At 68.9% G+C, this 16,407-nt stretch carries 17 protein-coding genes; 10 read left to right on the top strand and 7 right to left on the bottom strand.

From position 1 onward, the window contains the following. Both IEX91_RS05405 and ahaH read right to left on the bottom strand, forming a co-directional pair. On the bottom strand, nucleotides 1–2,112 hold the full coding sequence (locus tag IEX91_RS05405) for a V-type ATP synthase subunit I (protein WP_188877582.1): 2,112 nt from the start codon (nucleotides 2,110–2,112) through the stop codon (nucleotides 1–3). Then, nucleotides 2,099–2,431 (bottom strand): ATP synthase archaeal subunit H, encoded by a 333-nt coding sequence (ahaH, locus tag IEX91_RS05400; protein WP_188877580.1) that lies wholly within the window; start codon nucleotides 2,429–2,431, stop codon nucleotides 2,099–2,101. The genes IEX91_RS05405 and ahaH overlap by 14 nt, the downstream gene beginning before the upstream one ends. A gap of 104 nt (nucleotides 2,432–2,535) precedes the next feature. On the opposite strand from ahaH, the gene IEX91_RS05395 reads away from it, so the two are divergent. Then, on the top strand, nucleotides 2,536–3,162 hold the full coding sequence (locus tag IEX91_RS05395) for a methyltransferase domain-containing protein (protein WP_188877579.1): 627 nt from the start codon (nucleotides 2,536–2,538) through the stop codon (nucleotides 3,160–3,162). Here IEX91_RS05395 and IEX91_RS05390 read toward each other — a convergent pair. Beyond that, nucleotides 3,108–3,635 carry a type IV pilin gene (locus IEX91_RS05390; protein WP_188877578.1) on the bottom strand — a complete coding sequence of 176 codons (528 nt, stop codon included), beginning with the start codon at nucleotides 3,633–3,635 and terminating at the stop codon, nucleotides 3,108–3,110. The genes IEX91_RS05395 and IEX91_RS05390 overlap by 55 nt on opposite strands. A 129-nt stretch (nucleotides 3,636–3,764) precedes the next feature. Here IEX91_RS05390 and IEX91_RS05385 point away from each other — a divergent pair, with 129 nt between their 5' ends. From IEX91_RS05385 to IEX91_RS16465, 3 genes are all read left to right on the top strand, one after another. Further along, complete coding sequence (locus IEX91_RS05385; protein ID WP_188877577.1) at nucleotides 3,765–4,853, top strand: helix-turn-helix transcriptional regulator; 1,089 nt, start codon at nucleotides 3,765–3,767, stop codon at nucleotides 4,851–4,853. Nucleotides 4,854–4,919: 66 nt separating this feature from the next. After that, the gene (locus IEX91_RS05380; protein ID WP_188877574.1) at nucleotides 4,920–5,375 is read left to right on the top strand and encodes a TRAM domain-containing protein; all 456 of its coding nucleotides are present in this window, start codon (nucleotides 4,920–4,922) and stop codon (nucleotides 5,373–5,375) included. Nucleotides 5,376–5,528: 153 nt separating this feature from the next. Further along, nucleotides 5,529–5,663, top strand: a complete 135-nt coding sequence (locus IEX91_RS16465; protein ID WP_268238667.1) for a DUF7503 family protein — start codon at nucleotides 5,529–5,531, stop codon at nucleotides 5,661–5,663. Between the two features lie 72 nt (nucleotides 5,664–5,735). On the opposite strand, the gene IEX91_RS05375 is transcribed toward IEX91_RS16465, so the two are convergent. Further along, nucleotides 5,736–7,901: a hypothetical protein gene (locus IEX91_RS05375; RefSeq protein WP_188877573.1), complete on the bottom strand. Its 2,166-nt coding sequence runs from the start codon at nucleotides 7,899–7,901 to the stop codon at nucleotides 5,736–5,738. A gap of 125 nt (nucleotides 7,902–8,026) precedes the next feature. Between IEX91_RS05375 and IEX91_RS05370 the strand changes: the two genes are divergently transcribed. Then, nucleotides 8,027–8,812: an SDR family oxidoreductase gene (locus IEX91_RS05370; RefSeq protein WP_188877572.1), complete on the top strand. Its 786-nt coding sequence runs from the start codon at nucleotides 8,027–8,029 to the stop codon at nucleotides 8,810–8,812. A 1-nt stretch (nucleotide 8,813) separates the two neighbouring features. Here the strand turns inward: IEX91_RS05370 and IEX91_RS05365 are convergent, their stop codons facing one another. Next, the gene (locus IEX91_RS05365; RefSeq protein ID WP_188877571.1) at nucleotides 8,814–9,080 is read right to left on the bottom strand and encodes a DUF7091 family protein; all 267 of its coding nucleotides are present in this window, start codon (nucleotides 9,078–9,080) and stop codon (nucleotides 8,814–8,816) included. A 166-nt stretch (nucleotides 9,081–9,246) separates the two neighbouring features. Between IEX91_RS05365 and IEX91_RS05360 the strand changes: the two genes are divergently transcribed. The 3 genes from IEX91_RS05360 to IEX91_RS05350 are packed head-to-tail and all read left to right on the top strand — an operon-like array spanning nucleotide 9,247 to nucleotide 11,253. Beyond that, complete coding sequence (locus tag IEX91_RS05360) at nucleotides 9,247–10,176, top strand: replication factor A (protein WP_188877570.1); 930 nt, start codon at nucleotides 9,247–9,249, stop codon at nucleotides 10,174–10,176. 1 nt (nucleotide 10,177) lies between these two features. After that, nucleotides 10,178–10,804: an RPA family protein gene (locus tag IEX91_RS05355; protein ID WP_188877569.1), complete on the top strand. Its 627-nt coding sequence runs from the start codon at nucleotides 10,178–10,180 to the stop codon at nucleotides 10,802–10,804. 47 nt (nucleotides 10,805–10,851) lie between these two features. After that, the gene (locus tag IEX91_RS05350) at nucleotides 10,852–11,253 is read left to right on the top strand and encodes a CopG family transcriptional regulator (RefSeq protein WP_188877568.1); all 402 of its coding nucleotides are present in this window, start codon (nucleotides 10,852–10,854) and stop codon (nucleotides 11,251–11,253) included. Here IEX91_RS05350 and IEX91_RS05345 read toward each other — a convergent pair. Further along, on the bottom strand, nucleotides 11,250–11,678 hold the full coding sequence (locus IEX91_RS05345; RefSeq protein ID WP_188877567.1) for a GtrA family protein: 429 nt from the start codon (nucleotides 11,676–11,678) through the stop codon (nucleotides 11,250–11,252). The two genes, IEX91_RS05350 and IEX91_RS05345, sit on opposite strands and share 4 nt — an antisense overlap. Before the next feature lie 102 nt (nucleotides 11,679–11,780). On the opposite strand from IEX91_RS05345, the gene IEX91_RS05340 reads away from it, so the two are divergent. Further along, nucleotides 11,781–14,060 (top strand): DUF2298 domain-containing protein, encoded by a 2,280-nt coding sequence (locus IEX91_RS05340; protein ID WP_188877566.1) that lies wholly within the window; start codon nucleotides 11,781–11,783, stop codon nucleotides 14,058–14,060. A 142-nt stretch (nucleotides 14,061–14,202) separates the two neighbouring features. Here IEX91_RS05340 and IEX91_RS05335 read toward each other — a convergent pair whose 3' ends face one another. Next, on the bottom strand, nucleotides 14,203–15,198 hold the full coding sequence (locus IEX91_RS05335; RefSeq protein ID WP_188877565.1) for a radical SAM protein: 996 nt from the start codon (nucleotides 15,196–15,198) through the stop codon (nucleotides 14,203–14,205). Nucleotides 15,199–15,323: 125 nt separating this feature from the next. On the opposite strand from IEX91_RS05335, the gene IEX91_RS05330 reads away from it, so the two are divergent. Next, complete coding sequence (locus IEX91_RS05330) at nucleotides 15,324–16,406, top strand: DUF373 family protein (RefSeq protein ID WP_188877564.1); 1,083 nt, start codon at nucleotides 15,324–15,326, stop codon at nucleotides 16,404–16,406. Nucleotide 16,407 lies beyond the last annotated feature (1 nt).

The following is a 16,407-nucleotide window of genomic DNA, read 5'->3' as shown; positions in this document are numbered from 1 at the left end:
TTAATCCTGGGTGGTGTAGGTTCGCTGGTGGCCGAACGGTTCGTATTTCTCCCCACCGCCTTCATAAAACTTCCCAAAGAACTCGACGTATTCCAGACGAACGGCCTGTAGACCGGCGCTGGTAACACCGAGGGCAAGCACTAAGGCGTGACCGAGGACGAAGATGACGACGCCGCCGACGACCGCCGCGATGGGGCCGTGGATGAGACCGCCGAACATCAGCGTCGCTTCGGGGTGGGTGGACTGTACGTGGCTCCAGCCGTGATTGAGCATGAAGTGGAACTCGCCGTGCGTCTCGTACGCGCCGAAGAAGAGCAGGTTGACGACGAACGCCATTCCGCCCTTGGCGAGCATGACCGCGGCGAGCCGGGTGTAGGAGAGAACGTGCGTGAGGGAGTTCAGCGCGCCCTCGACGGCGCCGATGGCGCCCTCCGCGTAGATGAGGAGAGCGTACCCGACGAGACCGACGACGATGGCCGCCCAGCCGACGGTCGGCGAGAAGCCGGTGAAGCCGAGGGGCTGACCGGAGAGCGAGGTGAACAGCAGTTCGGGCTTCGCGCTCTCCATGGCGCGGCTGAAGATCCAGATCCACAGCCCGACCATGAGGATGGCCCACGACGCGCCCTCGGTGAGCGCCTCCCACGCGCCGTGTCGGAGTCGCTTGTACGTGTCGATGGCGTATCCGAGAGTGAGGTGGAGGAGTGCGGCGAGGACAGAAACGACGAGCCAGAGGCGCGCCCACTCCGCGTTCGCCGGCATCAGGCCCTTGTGGAGCGGCGGGCTGCCGGCCCAGAGGTACTCGCTGATCAGGTGGAAGCCGAACACCTCCCCGTAGAGGATCCCGAAGACGACCGTCGCCACTCCCGAGATGACGGCGACGCCGCCGAGGGCGGCGAGCGCGTCGCTGTCGAGACGCGTGTACATCAGCCAGCCGACGGCCGTGTAGAGGATCCCGTAGCCGACGTCGCCGATCATGAAGCCGTAGAAGACCGGGAACGTCAGGAACAGGATGAGCGTCGGGTCGAGGTCGAAGTAGTTCGGTCGGTTGATGACGCGAACGAGCATCTCGAAGGGTTCCGCGACCTTCGGGTTGTCCTGAACGACCGGCGGTCGGTCCGTCCGTCCGCCGTCGGCGACGGCTTCCTGCTCGCCGTGACCGACGTCGTGCTCCGGGGGCTCGTACGCCGCACGCTCGAGCTCCTCGACCTCGATCCGCTCGCCGAGCGCGTCCTTCAGCGCGGAGGCGTAGGACTCGTAGTCCCGCGTCGGGATCCACCCCTCCGCGAAGAAGGCGTGCTCGGTCGTGGCGAAGCTGAGCGGCGCTTCTGCCTTCTGGACCTCGATGCTGAGCTTCTCCTCGGCCGCGAGGAGGAAGCCGGCGTGTTCGAGGCGCAGGCTCCGCAGGTCGCTTTCGACGCTCTCCAGATCGGATCGAAGCTGCTGCTTGCGGTGTTCGAGGCGTTCGAGGTAGTCGGCGGGCGACCCCTCCTCCTCGGGGACCTCGTAGCGTTCGACTTCGAGCCCGACGAGGGCCTCGGAGAGGGCGTCAGCTGGGGCGTTCGACTCGGGGTAGGCGACGACCGCGAAGACGTCGCCCTCGGCGAACACCTGGTAGGACCGGATCGACCCGGCGTCAGCGAGCGCGTGACCGACCGCGTCGGTGTCGCCCTCCCCGACGACGACGTCGAGGGAGTCGTACCCCCACAGCAGGTCGAGATCGATCCCGAGCGTCACGAACGGCTCGACCGCGGCGATCTGTTCGTCGATGGCTTCGAGGTCGTCCTCGACGGCGGCGCGCTCGTCGTCGAGCTCGTTGACTTGCTGTCGGACGCTTTCGAACTCCCCTTCGAGCGCCTCGTCCGTGACGATGCGCGCGGGTCCGGCGTCCTCCTCGGTGACGTCGAGGATGTTGATCAGCGAGCGGACGGTGACGAGCTTCTCCGAGGCGGCGTCGGCACCCTCAAGGGGTGAGCCGGCGTCGAACCCCTCGATGGTGCCGTCGTAATCGGAGAGGTGGAGGACCCGCTGGTCGTGCGTCACGTCGATGACGTCCTCGATGACGTTCTTGGTGCCCGTGACGGACACCTTGCTCATCTGCTCAGGTCTGAGCATCTACCGCCTCCTCGAACTGGCCGAGGGCGTACTCGACGGCCGCGTCGGTGTTCGCGTCGGCCGTCGCGCGGAGCTGTTCGCGCTCCGCTTCGCCCTCCTCGATGATTCGCTCGCGCTCGGCCTCGATCTGCTCGCGGGCCTCGGCGAGGCGCTCCTCTTTCAGCTCTGTCGCGCGTTCTTCGGCCTCTTGACGGATCTCGTCGGCCCGTTGCCGGGCCTCGGCGAGGCGCTCCTCGCGGGCTTGCTCGGCGTCGGCGACGATGTCGTCGGCGTCTTGCTCGGCCGTCTGAATGCGTTCTAAGACCTCTGGCCTCGGCATGGGCTAACGGGTGGGAATTGAACGAACGCGTATAAGGTAGTTGCGAAAGGAACGAGCGTCCGAAAGACGGGAACTTATGTTCCGCGCGGCGTTACGAGTCGGGGATGGGAGTCCTCGAAGACAAAGGACGGGCCCGGCTCTTCTACCGGTACCTCTCGACGGTGTACGACCGCATCAACCCGTTCATCTGGAACGAGGAGATGCGCGCGGAGGCCCTCGAGATGCTCGCGCTCGACGCCGACGACCGCGTACTCGACGTCGGCTGTGGCACCGGGTTCGGAACCGAGGGACTCCTCCAGTACACGGAGCACGTCTACGGGCTCGATCAGAGCGAGGGGCAACTGGAGAAGGCGTGGGCGAAGTTCGGGAAAACGGACCGCGTCGACTTCACGTTCGGCGACGCCGAGCGCCTCCCGTTCGCAGACGACAGCTTCGACGCTGTGTGGTCGTCGGGATCGATCGAGTATTGGCCGAACCCCGTCGCGGCGCTCCGCGAGTTCCGCCGCGTGGTGAAGCCCGGCGGGGACGTCCTCGTCGTCGGGCCGAACTATCCGCGCTCGACCGTCTTCCAGAAGCTCGCGGACGCGATCATGCTCTTCTACGACGAGGCCGAGGCCGACCGGATGTTCCGCGACGCCGGCTTCGAGCGCATCGAGCACCGGACGATGGGGCCGACCTACAAGCCGGACGTGGCGATTACGACGCTCGCGCGCGTTCCGGACGACGACTGAGCCGGTTCGACGCGCGTTCTGACGGTGGCGATCGGGAGCCCCGCACGAGTGAGTCGAACCGTGAGGCGATCGCCCGCGTGTATCTGCGGTGCGTTCGTCCCGGCGAGCCGAAGCGTCGCGCGTTCGCCGGCGTGCCACGTCGCGTCGCTCGCGGCGTTGAACGGCCCGGTCGGCGCGCCGTCGAACCCGCGCTGGCCGACGAACGGCGGGGACGGCTGATAGCGGAGGGGGTGACCGTCGACGGTCGCGGTGATCCCGAGCGCCGCGACGTCCAGCGGGGGTCCGCTCCGGTAGGTGAGCGCGATCGTCCCGTCCGCGGACGCGGCGAGATCGAACGCCGCGGGTATCGGCGCCGCGATGTCGGCACCGGTGTCGGCGAGCGACGCCGCGACGACGCCGCTAACGACGACGCAACACGCGAGGAGGAGGAGCGTCCCGACGACGGGGGCGATCCCGCGGGGCTGAGCTGTCACGGGGCGGCGTCGTGACGTACTCCGTAAAGAACCCGCGTGGTCGGCTCTCTCTTCGAGTGCGGGCGCGTATACGACAATCTGAAGGTATGGAAAGCGTTTTGCCACCGCGGCCTCCACCCGAAACTGACCATGCGGCACGCCGCCCTCCTCGTGCTCGCCGTCGCCCTCCTCGCCGCCACCGTCCCCACGGGGGTCGCCGTCGCGCAGAGCGACAGCGCCCCGACCGGCGGGGACGTCGTCCTCGGCGCACACGTCCAGCCGGACGGTGACGCCCGTTGGCACGTCTCTGTCCGGTACGTCCTCAACGACTCCGCGGAACGCGACGGGTTCGAACGGGTCGCAAGCGACTTCGAAGCCGGCGACGTCGGCCCGTCGGTGACCCCGTTTCGCGCGGCGGCCGACACCGCGTCCGCCCGGACGAACCGGACGATGGAGATCAGCGACGTGACGCGGCGCCACGACGTCAGCGAGCGCGGCGACGGGGCCCCGGTGGGGACGCTGACGCTCGCGTTCACGTGGACGAACTTCGCGAACGTCACCCAGGACCGCGTCGAGGTCGACGGCGTCTTCGAATCGGGGTGGCTCGGCGACCTCAACGCCGGGCAGACGCTCCGCGTCTACCCGCCGGACGGCTACCGGGCCGAGAGCTGGCAGCCGTCGGCACAGCGCGCCGATGGGGCGCTCACCTGGCGCGGGCCCCAGACGTTCGGGGACGGCGGCCCGAAGATGGTGTTCGTCCGGGACGCCGGTCTCCCGTGGTACCTCGTCGGTGGACTCGTCGCGCTCGCGCTCGGCGTCGGCGTCGCCGGCGCGTACGTCTGGCGTGGCTTCGGCGGACGCGGGAGTCTCGAGGTCCGAAATCGGCGTGAGACGGACGCCGCGGAGCCCGACGAGGCTCCCTCACCACCCGATCGGGCCGCTCCCGACGACGCCGACGACGACGGAGCCGAGGGAGCCCCGGACGCGGGAGTAGACGACGCCGCCGGCGCCGCAGCGGAGGGGGAACCGGAAGAGTTGCTGAGCGACGAGGAGCGCATCGAGCGACTGCTACGGGAGAACGGCGGCCGGATGAAACAGGGGGACATCGTCAGCGAGACGAAGTGGTCGGACGCGAAGGTCTCACAGCTGCTCTCGGCGATGGCGGAGGAGGGGCGAGTGGAGAAGCTCCGTATCGGACGGGAGAACCTCATCTCGCTCCCGGACGCCGAAGAGCAGTGAGACGGCCGGTGCTCGCGCGTTCGATCCTCCGATAGCGTTTTGCGTTCGCCGGGACTAGCTATCCGCATGGCAGAGTGTCCACTCGCGGACGAATGTCCGAACTTCCAAGAGCGCATCTCGGGCATGGGATGCCAGCACCTCGGTGATCGCGGCGGCATGGATTGGTGTCAACAGTACAATCAGCCGATCGAGGACCTGAAGACCGCACCCGTCGTCCCGGGCGAAGAGATCGTCGTCGAGGTCGACGACATGCACGAGTCGGGCGCCGGCGTCGGCCGCCACGAAGGGACGGGCTTCATCGTGATGGTCGACGGCGTTCTCCCGCCCGCGCGCGTGAAAGTGCAGATTACGACCGTGAAGTCGAACTACGCGCGCGCCGACCTCGTCGAGCGAGTCCCGGACGACACCGGCGACGAGGCCGCCGAGGGGGCGGACGAGACGGCGACCGACGAAACGGAGGGGGAGGACACCAGCCCCGCCCGCGAACGGCTGGGGAGCCGCGAGAACTTCTGGGGACAGTAACGCCGACGCGAGTGGGCACGGCCCGCCTTTTTCTGTCCGCATCGATCGAGCAGCCGCCGCGCCGACGCCATCGAGTATCTCTAGAAAATTGCTTTGATTTTATTCCATAACCTATGAGATAAATTCTCGCACGGGGCGGTCCTCGAATCGTGTATGTCTGAGAAAGACATCACGGCGTACCTGGCGGACAACCCGCGAAAGATCGGCGCGCTGTTCACCCTCGTGCTCCTGCTCTCCCAGGCCGGTAACTCGGCGGCGATGTGGGGAACGAACGTCATCGGACCGTGAAACTCTAAGACTGTACAGAGACCTTTACATATCACGTACTGTCGTCGTATCCCCCGACGAAGACTAACTTGGTCAATCACGAAGAGCTGATACGTCAATCTCATCACTCCACCGAAGTTTACCATCGACCAACATAGGGGATCGGCCAGAAGAGAGGATCTCGTCGAACTGTTCATGAGGAATTTCGAAGTAGTGGTCGGCAGGACTAGAAAGGTGACGAGCGGAGGAGTCCGGGAGGAATGGTGTGGTAAATACACCAGGTCCAAGATCCCGAGTAATATAGTCACGAATCGAGATAGTAAGCGTCTCAGACCCAATCTCATCGGTGTTGACGACCGCTACCTTCGGACACCCGAACGGGTACTGACAGAGCGTGACGCCGCCGTTTCCGACGATGGTGTAGTGTGAGTCGGCGGCGACGCTCTCGGTGGCGACGTGGAGCGCACCGTAGAGGTCGAACCCGGCGTCGAGGAGGCGGGCGACGGACCGACCGACCGTCGTCGCCACGTGGTCGTAGACATCCGCGAGGGTGACGACGCCGCCGAGCGCGCCGGCCTCGACGAGCGCCATCCCCTGGGCGTACGAGCGACACCCGTTGAGGATGAACGCGTCGGCGCCGACGGCGTCGAGGCCGCGGGCGTCGAGGACGCCGTCGCGGCAGCGGATCCCGTCCTCGGTGATGTGGCCGATGAAGTGGAGGAAGTCGGTGTCCGTTTCGAGGGCCACCCGCGTCTCGGCGACGGAGAGGTCGAAGCACGTCTCGATGTCGAAGTCGATCATGTCCCGGAAGCCGTAGAGGTCGGCGGCTTCCTCGCGCATCTCGGGATCGTTGCAGACGACGGTGACGTCGATGACGGTGTCCTCCTCGACTCGCCGGTCGAGCTGGCGACGGTACGACTCGATCGTGGGTTTCGAGGCGCCGCGGGGGTAGTCGTCGCCGACCCACGCGTGCCCGACGGTCTCGGCGTCGACGGGCGAAACGACGCGACCGCCCGCGTCCGCCGGTCGATCGGCCGTCTCGTCGCCCCCCACGTCATCGGCGCGCGTCGAACGGACGAACGCGTCGGTGTCGGCGGAGCGGAAGAACTCGGAGACGGCCGTCGGGTCGGGCGTGTCGGCCGCGGCGGCGTCGGGGACTGGCGAGCGGACGAACGGGAGGTCGTTGACGAGGTAGGAGAGAAGCGGGGCGCGCTCGACCGACGGTTCGACGTCGACCGTGAGGTGCCACGCGAAGACGTCCTCGGTGACGTCGAGGGGGACGTCGAGGTACGCGGCGGTCCGGTCCGCGAGCGGGCGGTCGTATAGCGTGGCGGGATCGAGGTCGACCCGATCGAGGACGGTCGCGCGCTCCGCGAGGTCGATGGGGTAAATCCCCTCGGTCCGGACGACGCAGTCGAGCACGAAGCAGTGGCGCAGGACGGCGTTCGCGGAGCGCGAGAGGTCGTCGTACGGGAAGTCGAACGCCCGATCGCCCGCGACGAGTCGCGGCGTCGAGCCCGGGACGACCGTCGCGCCGAGATAGTAGGCGAGCGACGAGACGGCGTAGACGGCGTCGTAGCGCGCCGGGACTTCGATCCGGACGTCGGTCTCGGGCGGTTCGAGGTGGTCGGGGGCCTCGAAGCGCTCGCCGCGTTCGATCGTGGGTGGGTGACCCCGCATCGTCGGGAAGGACCGCTCGGGGCTCGTCGTCTTCAGCGCGGAGCCGAACGTCGAGACGGCGCGCATCAGAGAGCGGGGCGTGTCGTCGATCGTCACCGTCCCCGCGGGGTGCTCGTGGAGCGAGCGGACGCCGATGCGGACGGGCGTCGGCGCGCCGAAGTCGACGACCGTCTCGTCGCCGCGGGCGTCGACGGTGACCGGGGAGTCCACGACGCGGACGTACAGTTTGAGGCGGACGGCGGAGACGTCGAGCTCGTACGTCCCGGCGTCCGCCTCGGCGCGCCCGCCGGGCGTCACGTCGAACGCGACCTCGTCGCCGCGATACGCGAAGACCTCGGGGAGGGTCGGGAAGACGAGCTCGCTCGTCGTGACGTCGACGGCGCGGGTCAACGGGACGCGGAACGGCTCCGTCTCCGCGGGCTCGATCGAGTCGGCGTCGAGACCGATCTCGTACGTCACGGACTCGATGCGATCGTCGATCCGGAGTCCGCGGTCGGTCGCCTCGAAGCCGACGGTCACGCTCGCCCCCGCGTTCGCCGGTCGGGGCGAGTCGGGGCGGTCGCTCCCGAGCGCGCCCACGAATAGCCCCCTGACGTAACGCTCACGGGATCGGTGACGGCCCACACGGAGTCAAACGTTTCGGAGAAACGGGCCGTCGAGACTCGTGAGAACCGTTTTTGTGTCGGGACGCCGATCGGACGGACATGGGATTCGATCACGACGGCGAGACGGCGCTCGTGACCGCGAGCACGAGCGGCCTCGGCAAGGCGTCCGCGACCGCGCTGGCGGCGGACGGTGCGAACGTCGTACTCTGCGGGCGCGACGAGGATCGACTCGAATCGGCAATCGCGGACGTCCGCGAGGAGGCGGTCGGCGACGTCGAGGGCGTCAGCGCCGACATCACGGACCCCGACGACATCGAGGCGCTCGTCGACGCGACCGTCGGGTCCTTCGACGGCCTCGATCACCTCGTCTGTTCGGCCGGTGGACCGCCGTCCAGACCGTTCCTCGACACCGGCGAGAGCGACTGGTACGACGCCTACGACCTGCTCGTGATGAGCGTCGTCCGCGCCGTGAACGCCGCGCATCCGCACCTCGCCGCGAGCGACGCCGGCACCGTGACGGCGATCACGTCCACCACGGTCGAGCGGCCGATCGAGGGACTCGTCCTCTCGAACGCCGTTCGACGCGGCGTCATCGGGCTCGTCGAGACGCTCGCGGTGGAGCTCGCGCCGGACGTGCGCGCGAACGCCGTCCTCCCCGGGACGTTCGAGACGCCGCGGATCGGCTCGCTCGTCGAAGAGGGCGTCGAGCGCGGCGACTACGCGGACTACGAAGAGGGGATCGAAGCGTGGGGGTCGGGGATCCCCCAAGAACGGGTCGGCGACCCCCGCGAGCTCGGCGACGTGATCGCGTTCCTCACGAGCGATCGCGCGAGCTACGTCAACGGCGTCTCGCTGCCGGTCGACGGCGGCGTGCTGTTAGAGTGAGCTACCACGTTTCGATCTGACCGTCGCGGAGGTCTTCGACACATCCCTCACAGGCCGGGTGGTCGGCGTCGAAGCACGCCGGGCGTCCCTCCTCGTCGAGCGTGACGGCGCGCTTCTCCGCGTGGCGCCGACAGACGATGCGGACGCGCCCGGCGTCGTCGCGCGGCGGCTCGCGTCGCCCGTCACGGTAGGCAGCGACGGTCTCCGCGTACCGGCGACCGGCAGTCCGCGCGAGTCGACCGACGAACCCCTCGTCGTCCTCGCTCATGGACCGTCGTAGCGCGTGGAAGAGTATAGGCCTGTGGCCGAGATACAAGGTGAGGAACGCGATCGGAGACGAGCACTTTCACCACGGTACGCGAGGGTTTATACGGCGGTAGGGCGTATCTCGGGGCGTCTCCCACCGAAACACACGCGGAGACGGAAACCCGACTATGAGCGACATACAGCAGACCGCAGAGCAGCTACACGATCAGTTCTCGGAGCACCTCGACGTCGATGTCAAAGAGATCAAGGAGCGCCTCGAACGCTACGTCGACGAGTACAAGATCCCGCTCGACGAGGCACGGCGTTCCGTCGAGAGTCACTACCTCGACGAGGCTGGGATCGAACGCGACGAGCTCGGTCGCGGCGGCAACCCGACCGTACAGGCCGCGGACGTCGACGCGCCCGACGAGTGGGTCGACATCACCGCGAAGGTCGTCGACCTCTGGGACCCCCGGAGCGACAGCGTCGCGCAGGTCGGCCTGCTCGGCGACGAGTCCGGCACGATCAAGTTCACGAAGTGGGCTGCCTCGGATCTCGACGAGCTCGACGAGGGCAAGGTCTACCACCTCGGGAACGTCGTCACGGACGAGTATCAGGGCCGCTACTCGGTGAAGCTCAACCGCACCACGACGATCACCGAAGTGGACGAGGACATCGAGGTCGGCGACGACGAGACGACCGTCGAGGGCGCGCTCGTGGACATCCAGTCCGGGAGCGGCCTCATCAAGCGCTGCCCCGAGGAGGACTGCACGCGCGTCCTCCAGAACGGCCGCTGTTCGGAACACGGCGAGGTCGAGGGCGAGTTCGACCTCCGCATCAAGGGCGTCCTCGACGACGGGACGGAGGTCCACGAGATCATCCTGAACGAGGAGGCGACCACGGAGCTCACCGGCGTCACGCTCGAAGAGGCGAAACAACAGGCGATGGACGCGCTCGACACGACCGTCGTCGCCGACGAGATGCGCGAGACGCTGCTCGGGAAGTACTACCGCGTGAGCGGCCCGACGCTCGGGCGCTACGTCCTCGCCAACGACATCGATGAGCTGAACGACCCGGTCGACGGTGAATCGGTGCTGATCAAAGCGAGGTCGATGTAAGATGTCCGAATCCGCCCCCACGCGCGAAGTCGCCCGCCGCGTCTTCGCCGACGAGTTCAACGACGCCACGTTCACGTTCAAGGAATCCGACGACGAGCGCGCGCCGCTCTACAGCCTCCTCCCCACGGGTGCGAAGGCGAACCGCGTCTTCCTCGTCGGCACGCTCACCGAGACGGAGGACGTCGGCGAGGACTCCGAGTACTGGCGCGGTCGCGTCGTCGATCCCACCGGGACGTTCTTCGTCTACGCCGGCCAGTACCAGCCGGACGCCGCGAACGCTCTGCGCGAACTCGACACGCCCGCGTACGTCGCCATCGTCGGGAAGCCCCGCGCCTACGAGACCGAAGACGGCACGGTCAACGTCTCCGTCCGCCCCGAGTCCATCACCGAAGTCGATACCGCGACGCGCGACCGCTGGGTCGTCGAAACGGCCGCGCGTACCGTAGAGCGCATCGAGGCCTTCGACGAGGAGGGCAACGAGTACGCTCGGCGCGCCGAGGAGGAGTACGACCTCCCGCTCCGGCGCTACACGCAGGCCGCCATCGACGCCCTCGAATCGCTCGACGAGGCCGACGGCGACGACGGGAGCGCGGACGCGCGCGACGAGGGCGTCGCCGAGTCCGTCTGAGGATCGTCTGACGAAGAACTAAGGCCCGTTCGGGGCTACCTAGGGGTATGGGCAACAAGAACAAGACCGTCTCGTTCCGCGTGAACGAGGACACCTTCGACGCGCTCCGCGACATCGCCGAGGAGCGCGATCTCTCGTTGTCCGCGGTGTTCCGGGACTACGTCGACGCGCTCGTCGCCAACGACGGGCGCGTCGAAGTCGTCCCGACGGACGACGTCGGCGAGGACGTCGACGGGGAGTTCCCGCCGACGGTCGAGGTGCCGAAGAGCTTCGTCCGCGAGCACGAGCGCCTCGAGCTCGAGGCCGAGCACCTCCGCGAGCAGTTGGAGGAGCACAAGGCGTACATCAACGCCCTCCGCGACGAACTCGACGACGCGGAGGACGTCGAGGACGTCATCCACCTCGACGACCTGGAGAGCGACGGCGAGGAGTCCTTCCGCCTCAACTAACTGGCGAGGACGCGCCACGTGAGCACGTTCTCGAAGCAGTAGTTCACGACGAAGCCGACGCCGAGGCCGACGACGTTCGCGGCGAGGTACCAGACGCCGGCGCGGGTGAGCGCGAAGAGGACGGCGATGCCGGTGGCGAGGCCGACGGCGCGGACGGCGTTAGACGTGAGGAGTCGCCTCGCGAGCGCGCGGACGCCACGCGCGCCCCACGAGTCGAACGTCCAGCGCTCGTTCACGGCGAACATCAGGATGATGCTGGTTTCCGCGGCGACGAGTTTCGCGGAGAGCAGCGCGAACGCGAGGACGTCGTGGAGGACGACGAGCGCAGCGTTATCGAGGAGCGCGCCGAGCGCGCCGACGGCGAGGAACTGACCGGCGCGCGCGGGCTGGAAGAGGGCGGCGACGACACGTCTGATGGAGGCCATGCGGACGTCTACACCGTGACAGCTACGGGATACTTCACGCTTTGTATTCGGTCCCGATACAGAGCACAACACACATACCGGACAGAACGACACCGATAGGGCGTGAGCGCCCTCCACGCCCTCGGCTGGCTCGCCGCCCTCCTCGTCGTCGCGGCGGCCGGCCTCCCCCTCGCCGCCCGCGTCCTCCCCGACGATCACGCCGCCGGCCTCGCGCCGGCCATCGGACTCGCCGCCGTCACGCTCCCCGCGTACTGGCTCGGCCACCTCGAGTGGGGGCGCGCGACCGCCGCCGTCGCGGCGCTCGTCACGCTCGGCCTCGGCCTCCTCGTCGCGCGCCGCGACGGCCTCCCGCCGATACCCCTCGGACCGGTCCTCGCGTTCGCCCTCGCGTTCTGCGGCCTCCTCGCCTACCGGTCGGTGTTCCCGGGCGTCTATCCCGCGGGCGGCGAGAAGTTCCTCGACTACGGGCTCCTGAAATCGCTGTCGCGAGCGAGCGCCCTCCCGCCACAGGACGTCTGGTTCGCCGGCCGCCCCGTGCGCTACTACTACGGCGGCCTCCTCGCCGTCGCGAGCGTCACGGAGCTATCGGGCGTTCCCGTCCGCTACGCTTACAACCTCGGACTCGCGACGTTCTACGCCACGCTCGCGAGCGCGGCGTACGCCGTCGCCGCCGCCGTCGCGGACGCGAACGGCAACAGCCCCGTGGCGGGCGGCGCGTTCGGCGCGTGCCTCGTCGCCGTCGCCGGCCACCTCGTGACCCCCGTCCGCGTCGTCGTCGGCCTGCTCCCCGAGGACGTCGCGCTCCCCGCGTTCGACGTCGCCTTCGCCGGCGTCCACATGGAGGCGGCGGACGCCTACGCGCACTACCACAGCCTCGGCGAGTGGACGCCGTGGCTCGGTCGCTACGTCGCCCCCGGCACCCTCCACGTCACGCCCGCGTGGGAGTACACGAACGCCGACCTCCACGCGCACATGCTCGCCACGCCCTTCCTCCTCGTCGCCGCCGCGCTCGCGTTCGCGCTCTCGCGGACCGACGAAACGCGGCGCGCGCTCGCGCTCCTCTGCGGGCTGGGCTGCGTCGCCGGCCTCCTCGCGCTCGTCTCCACGTGGAGCTACCCGAGCGCCGTCGGCCTCACCGGCCTCGCGCTCGCGTTCGCCGACCGGCATCCGGGGAGACTGCTCGGGCGCCACGGCGCGCGCCTGCGCTCCGACGACGCGCTCCGCGACGAGGTCAGCCGTCTCGTCGTCGCCGTCGCGGGCGCGCTCGCCGTCGCGCTCGGCGGCGCCGCGCTCGCGAGCCCGTTCCTCCTCTTCCACACGCCCGTCAACGGCGGCGTCGGCGTCCTCCCGCCGCGCACGCCCGTCGTCCCCTTCCTGCTCGCGTCCGGCGTCCCGCTCGCCGCGTTCGGCCTCCGCGTCGCGCGCGACGCGACCGTCGCACGGCGGACGCTCGCCCTCGCCGCCGGCCTCCTCGTCGCCGGCATCGCGCTCGCCACGCTCGCGTCGCTCGGCACCGCCGCCCTCCTCCTCGCGTGTATCGCCGCCGGCTGGTACCTCCGCCGGCGCCGCGACGCCGGCTTCGACCTCCTGCTCCTCGTCGCCGGCGCCGGCCTCCTCCTCGCCGTCGAGTTCGCCTACGCGAAGGTCTGGCCGCACGACCCGAACGCGCCGCGCTGGAACACCGTCTACAAGGTCTCGATGCAGGCGTGGGTGCTCTGGGGCGTCGGCACCGGCGCCGCGCTCGCGGGCGTGCTCCCCGACGTCCGCCCGCGCCTCCGCGCGCTCGCTCGCCCCCGTGAAATCGACGTCTCACCCGGACGCGTCGCACGCGTCGCCGCGGTCGCGCTCGTCCTCGGCGCCGGCCTCGCCTTCCCCGCGCTCGCCGTCAGCGACCGCGTCGGCCACGTCGCCGCCCACGGCGCCGACCCGACGCTCGACGCCACCGAGTACGTCGAGGAGCGCCATCCCGGAGAAGCCGCCGCCATCGACTGGCTCGACGCGCGCGAGGGCGCCTCGCACCTCGTCGAAGCACCGGGGACGCCGATGTACCAGTTCCGCAGCGAAGCCAGCAGCCTCACCGGCCTCCCGAGCGTCGTCGGCTGGCACCACGAGCAGGGCTATCGCGGCCCCGACGCGTGGGAGACGCGCACGCGCGACGTCGACGCGATATACGCCGCAGACTGGGAGAGCGCCGCCCTCCTCCTCGACGAGTACGACGTGACCTACGTCTACGTCGGCCCGAACGAGCGCGAGCGCTACGACGTCCGATCGTTCGACCGCCCCGGCGTCGAGGTGACCTTCGAGAACGACGCCGTCACGATATACGAGGTCGACCCCGACGCCGCCTGCGAGGCGGTCCGGACGGACTGCCCGCGCGGCTGAACGGCGTGCGCCGCGCGCCGTGATGAAGTGGCGTTCGCTCAGCGACCGACGTGCGTACCGGTCCCCGACGCGGAACACCGGTGGTGCCCGCTCGTCGAAGCGACCTGCACGGAGAAGAGGGGCCGCACGGCGCGAAAAGCGCCTACGCGAGGGGCGTTCGCTCGACGACTTGGCCGTCGTACGTCGGGTACTGCTCGACGATTTCGCCCTCGGTGATGTCGCCCTCCTCGACCATCTCCTCGAGGAGCCACCACGCGACCTCGACGTGCTCGGACTTGACGGTGTAGAACTCCTCGGGGACGCCGAGGGCGTCGAGTTCCTCCGGCGAGGTCCACGTCTTCCCGTAGACGAGCGTGCCGTCCTCAGTCACCTCGTCGAACTCCCGGCGGACGTTCTTCGCCATGCGCTTCAGACGCGAGCGGTGTTGGGCGGCGTCCTTGAAGACGCTCGTACAGAAGTAGACCTGCTCGTGGCTCGCCATCTCCTCGAGGATCGCGTCCTTCGAGCCCTCGACGGCGGACATGTGGCCGTCCTGCAGTTCGTAGCCGGCCTCCTGCATCCGCTCGTAGTTGCCGTCGCTCATCTCGAACTCGTTGACGTTGCAGAAGTCCGCGGCGCCCTCGTCGAGGAAGTCGAGGAACTCCGGTTCGGCGCGGATGCCGGGGATCTCGAACGCGGGGGTAAGTCCCTCCTCGCGGGCGACGTAGAGGATCTCCTCCCACTCGGTCCCGTGGAGATCGCCCCACTGCTCGTAGGGCGGGTGGAAGCGGATCTCGTCGAGGCCCGCCTCGCTGAGGCGACGCATGTTCTCGCGCCCGCCCGTGATGCCCGTGTAGAGGTGGGTGTGGTGGTCCTCGCCGAACTCGTCTTTGAGGAGGCGGAGATAGCGACACGTCCGCTCCAGGGCCTCCTGGGGTTCGCCGCCGGTGATCGAGGTACCGAGGGCGTCCATCTTCTTCGCCTCGGCGATGACGTCCTCGTCGCTCTCGACCGGCCGCTCGTTCGCGTAGACCTGCGTGACGTTCTTCCGGTTCTCGCCCAGCGGGCAGTAGAAACAGTCGCGCTGGTCGCAATACCCGTAGACGAAGAGGACCATCTTGCCCCCTTGCGCGCACTGCTCACAGCCCTTCGAAATCATTGCGTATCACCGACGTACCCCCTGAGGACTCAAAAACCGCACGGGTCGCCCCGCGGGGTGTGCGCTCGGCGCACGGGCGACGTCTCCCGAACCTCCTTAACGGTCGACGGCGTACGGCCGCGTGAATGCTGTTGGTCCTCTGCGTCGACCTGGACGACGATCTCGGTCGGAAGACGGAGACGTCGACGCCGGTCGTCGGCCGCGACGCCGTCGAGGACGCCGCGGTCGCGCTCGCCACCGTCGATCCCGAGGACAGCGACGTGAACGTCCTCTTCGAGGGCGTCCACCTCTACGACGACCTCTCGACCGACGAGCGCGTCGAAGTCGCGGCCGTCACGGGCGTCGAGGGGAGCGACGTGCAGGCGAACCGCGCGGTCGGCACGGAGGTCGACGAGGTGCTCGCCGGCCTCCAGACGAGCGAGGAGGTCCGGACCGTCATCGTCACCGACGGCGCACAGGACGAGTCCGTCCTCCCGGTGATCCGCTCGCGGGCCCGGATCGACGGCGTCCGTCGCGTCGTCGTCCGGCAGGCGCAGGACCTCGAATCGATGTACTACACGATCAAGCAGGTGCTGAACGATCCGGAGACCCGCGGGACGATCCTCGTCCCGCTGGGCGTCCTCCTCCTCATCTATCCGCTGGCGGTGCTCGCCTCGTTCCTCGGGCTCCCGGGAGCCGTGCTCGGGCTGTCGTCCGGCGCGCTCGGGCTCTACGCGCTCTTCCGGGGGCTCGGCCTCGCCGACGCGGTCGACGAGCTCGTCGAGCGCGCCCGCGATAGCCTCTACACGGGTCGCGTCACCCTGATCACGTACGTCGTCGCCGCCGCGCTCCTCGTCATCGGCGGCGTCGAAGGCGTCGATCGGCTCAACGACTATCGGGCCGCGACCGGCGGCCCGCTCCCGGTGACCTCCGTCATCGCCGCGCTCGTCAACGGCGCGGCGACGTGGTTCGCGGCCGCGGGCCTCACGTCGAGCGTCGGCCAGATCACGGACGAATACCTCCACGACGGGTTCAAGTGGCAGTACCTGAACGCGCCGTTCTACGTGCTCGCCATCGCCGCGGTCCTCTACGCGCTCAGCGGGTTCTTCCTCCGGACGGTGTCGCTCCCGACGCTCGCCGCGGTCCTCACCGTCGGGACGCTCATGAGCGTGCTCAGCACGCTCGCGTTCGCCGTCATCGAGGATCGAGGGGTGCGGACGGCGAAGTGAG

The sequence above is a fragment of the Halarchaeum nitratireducens genome (assembly GCF_014647155.1).
GTDB lineage: Archaea > Halobacteriota > Halobacteria > Halobacteriales > Halobacteriaceae > Halarchaeum > Halarchaeum nitratireducens.
Note: the sequence above shows the minus strand (reverse complement) of the source record. Positions and strands in the feature narration are given on the sequence as shown.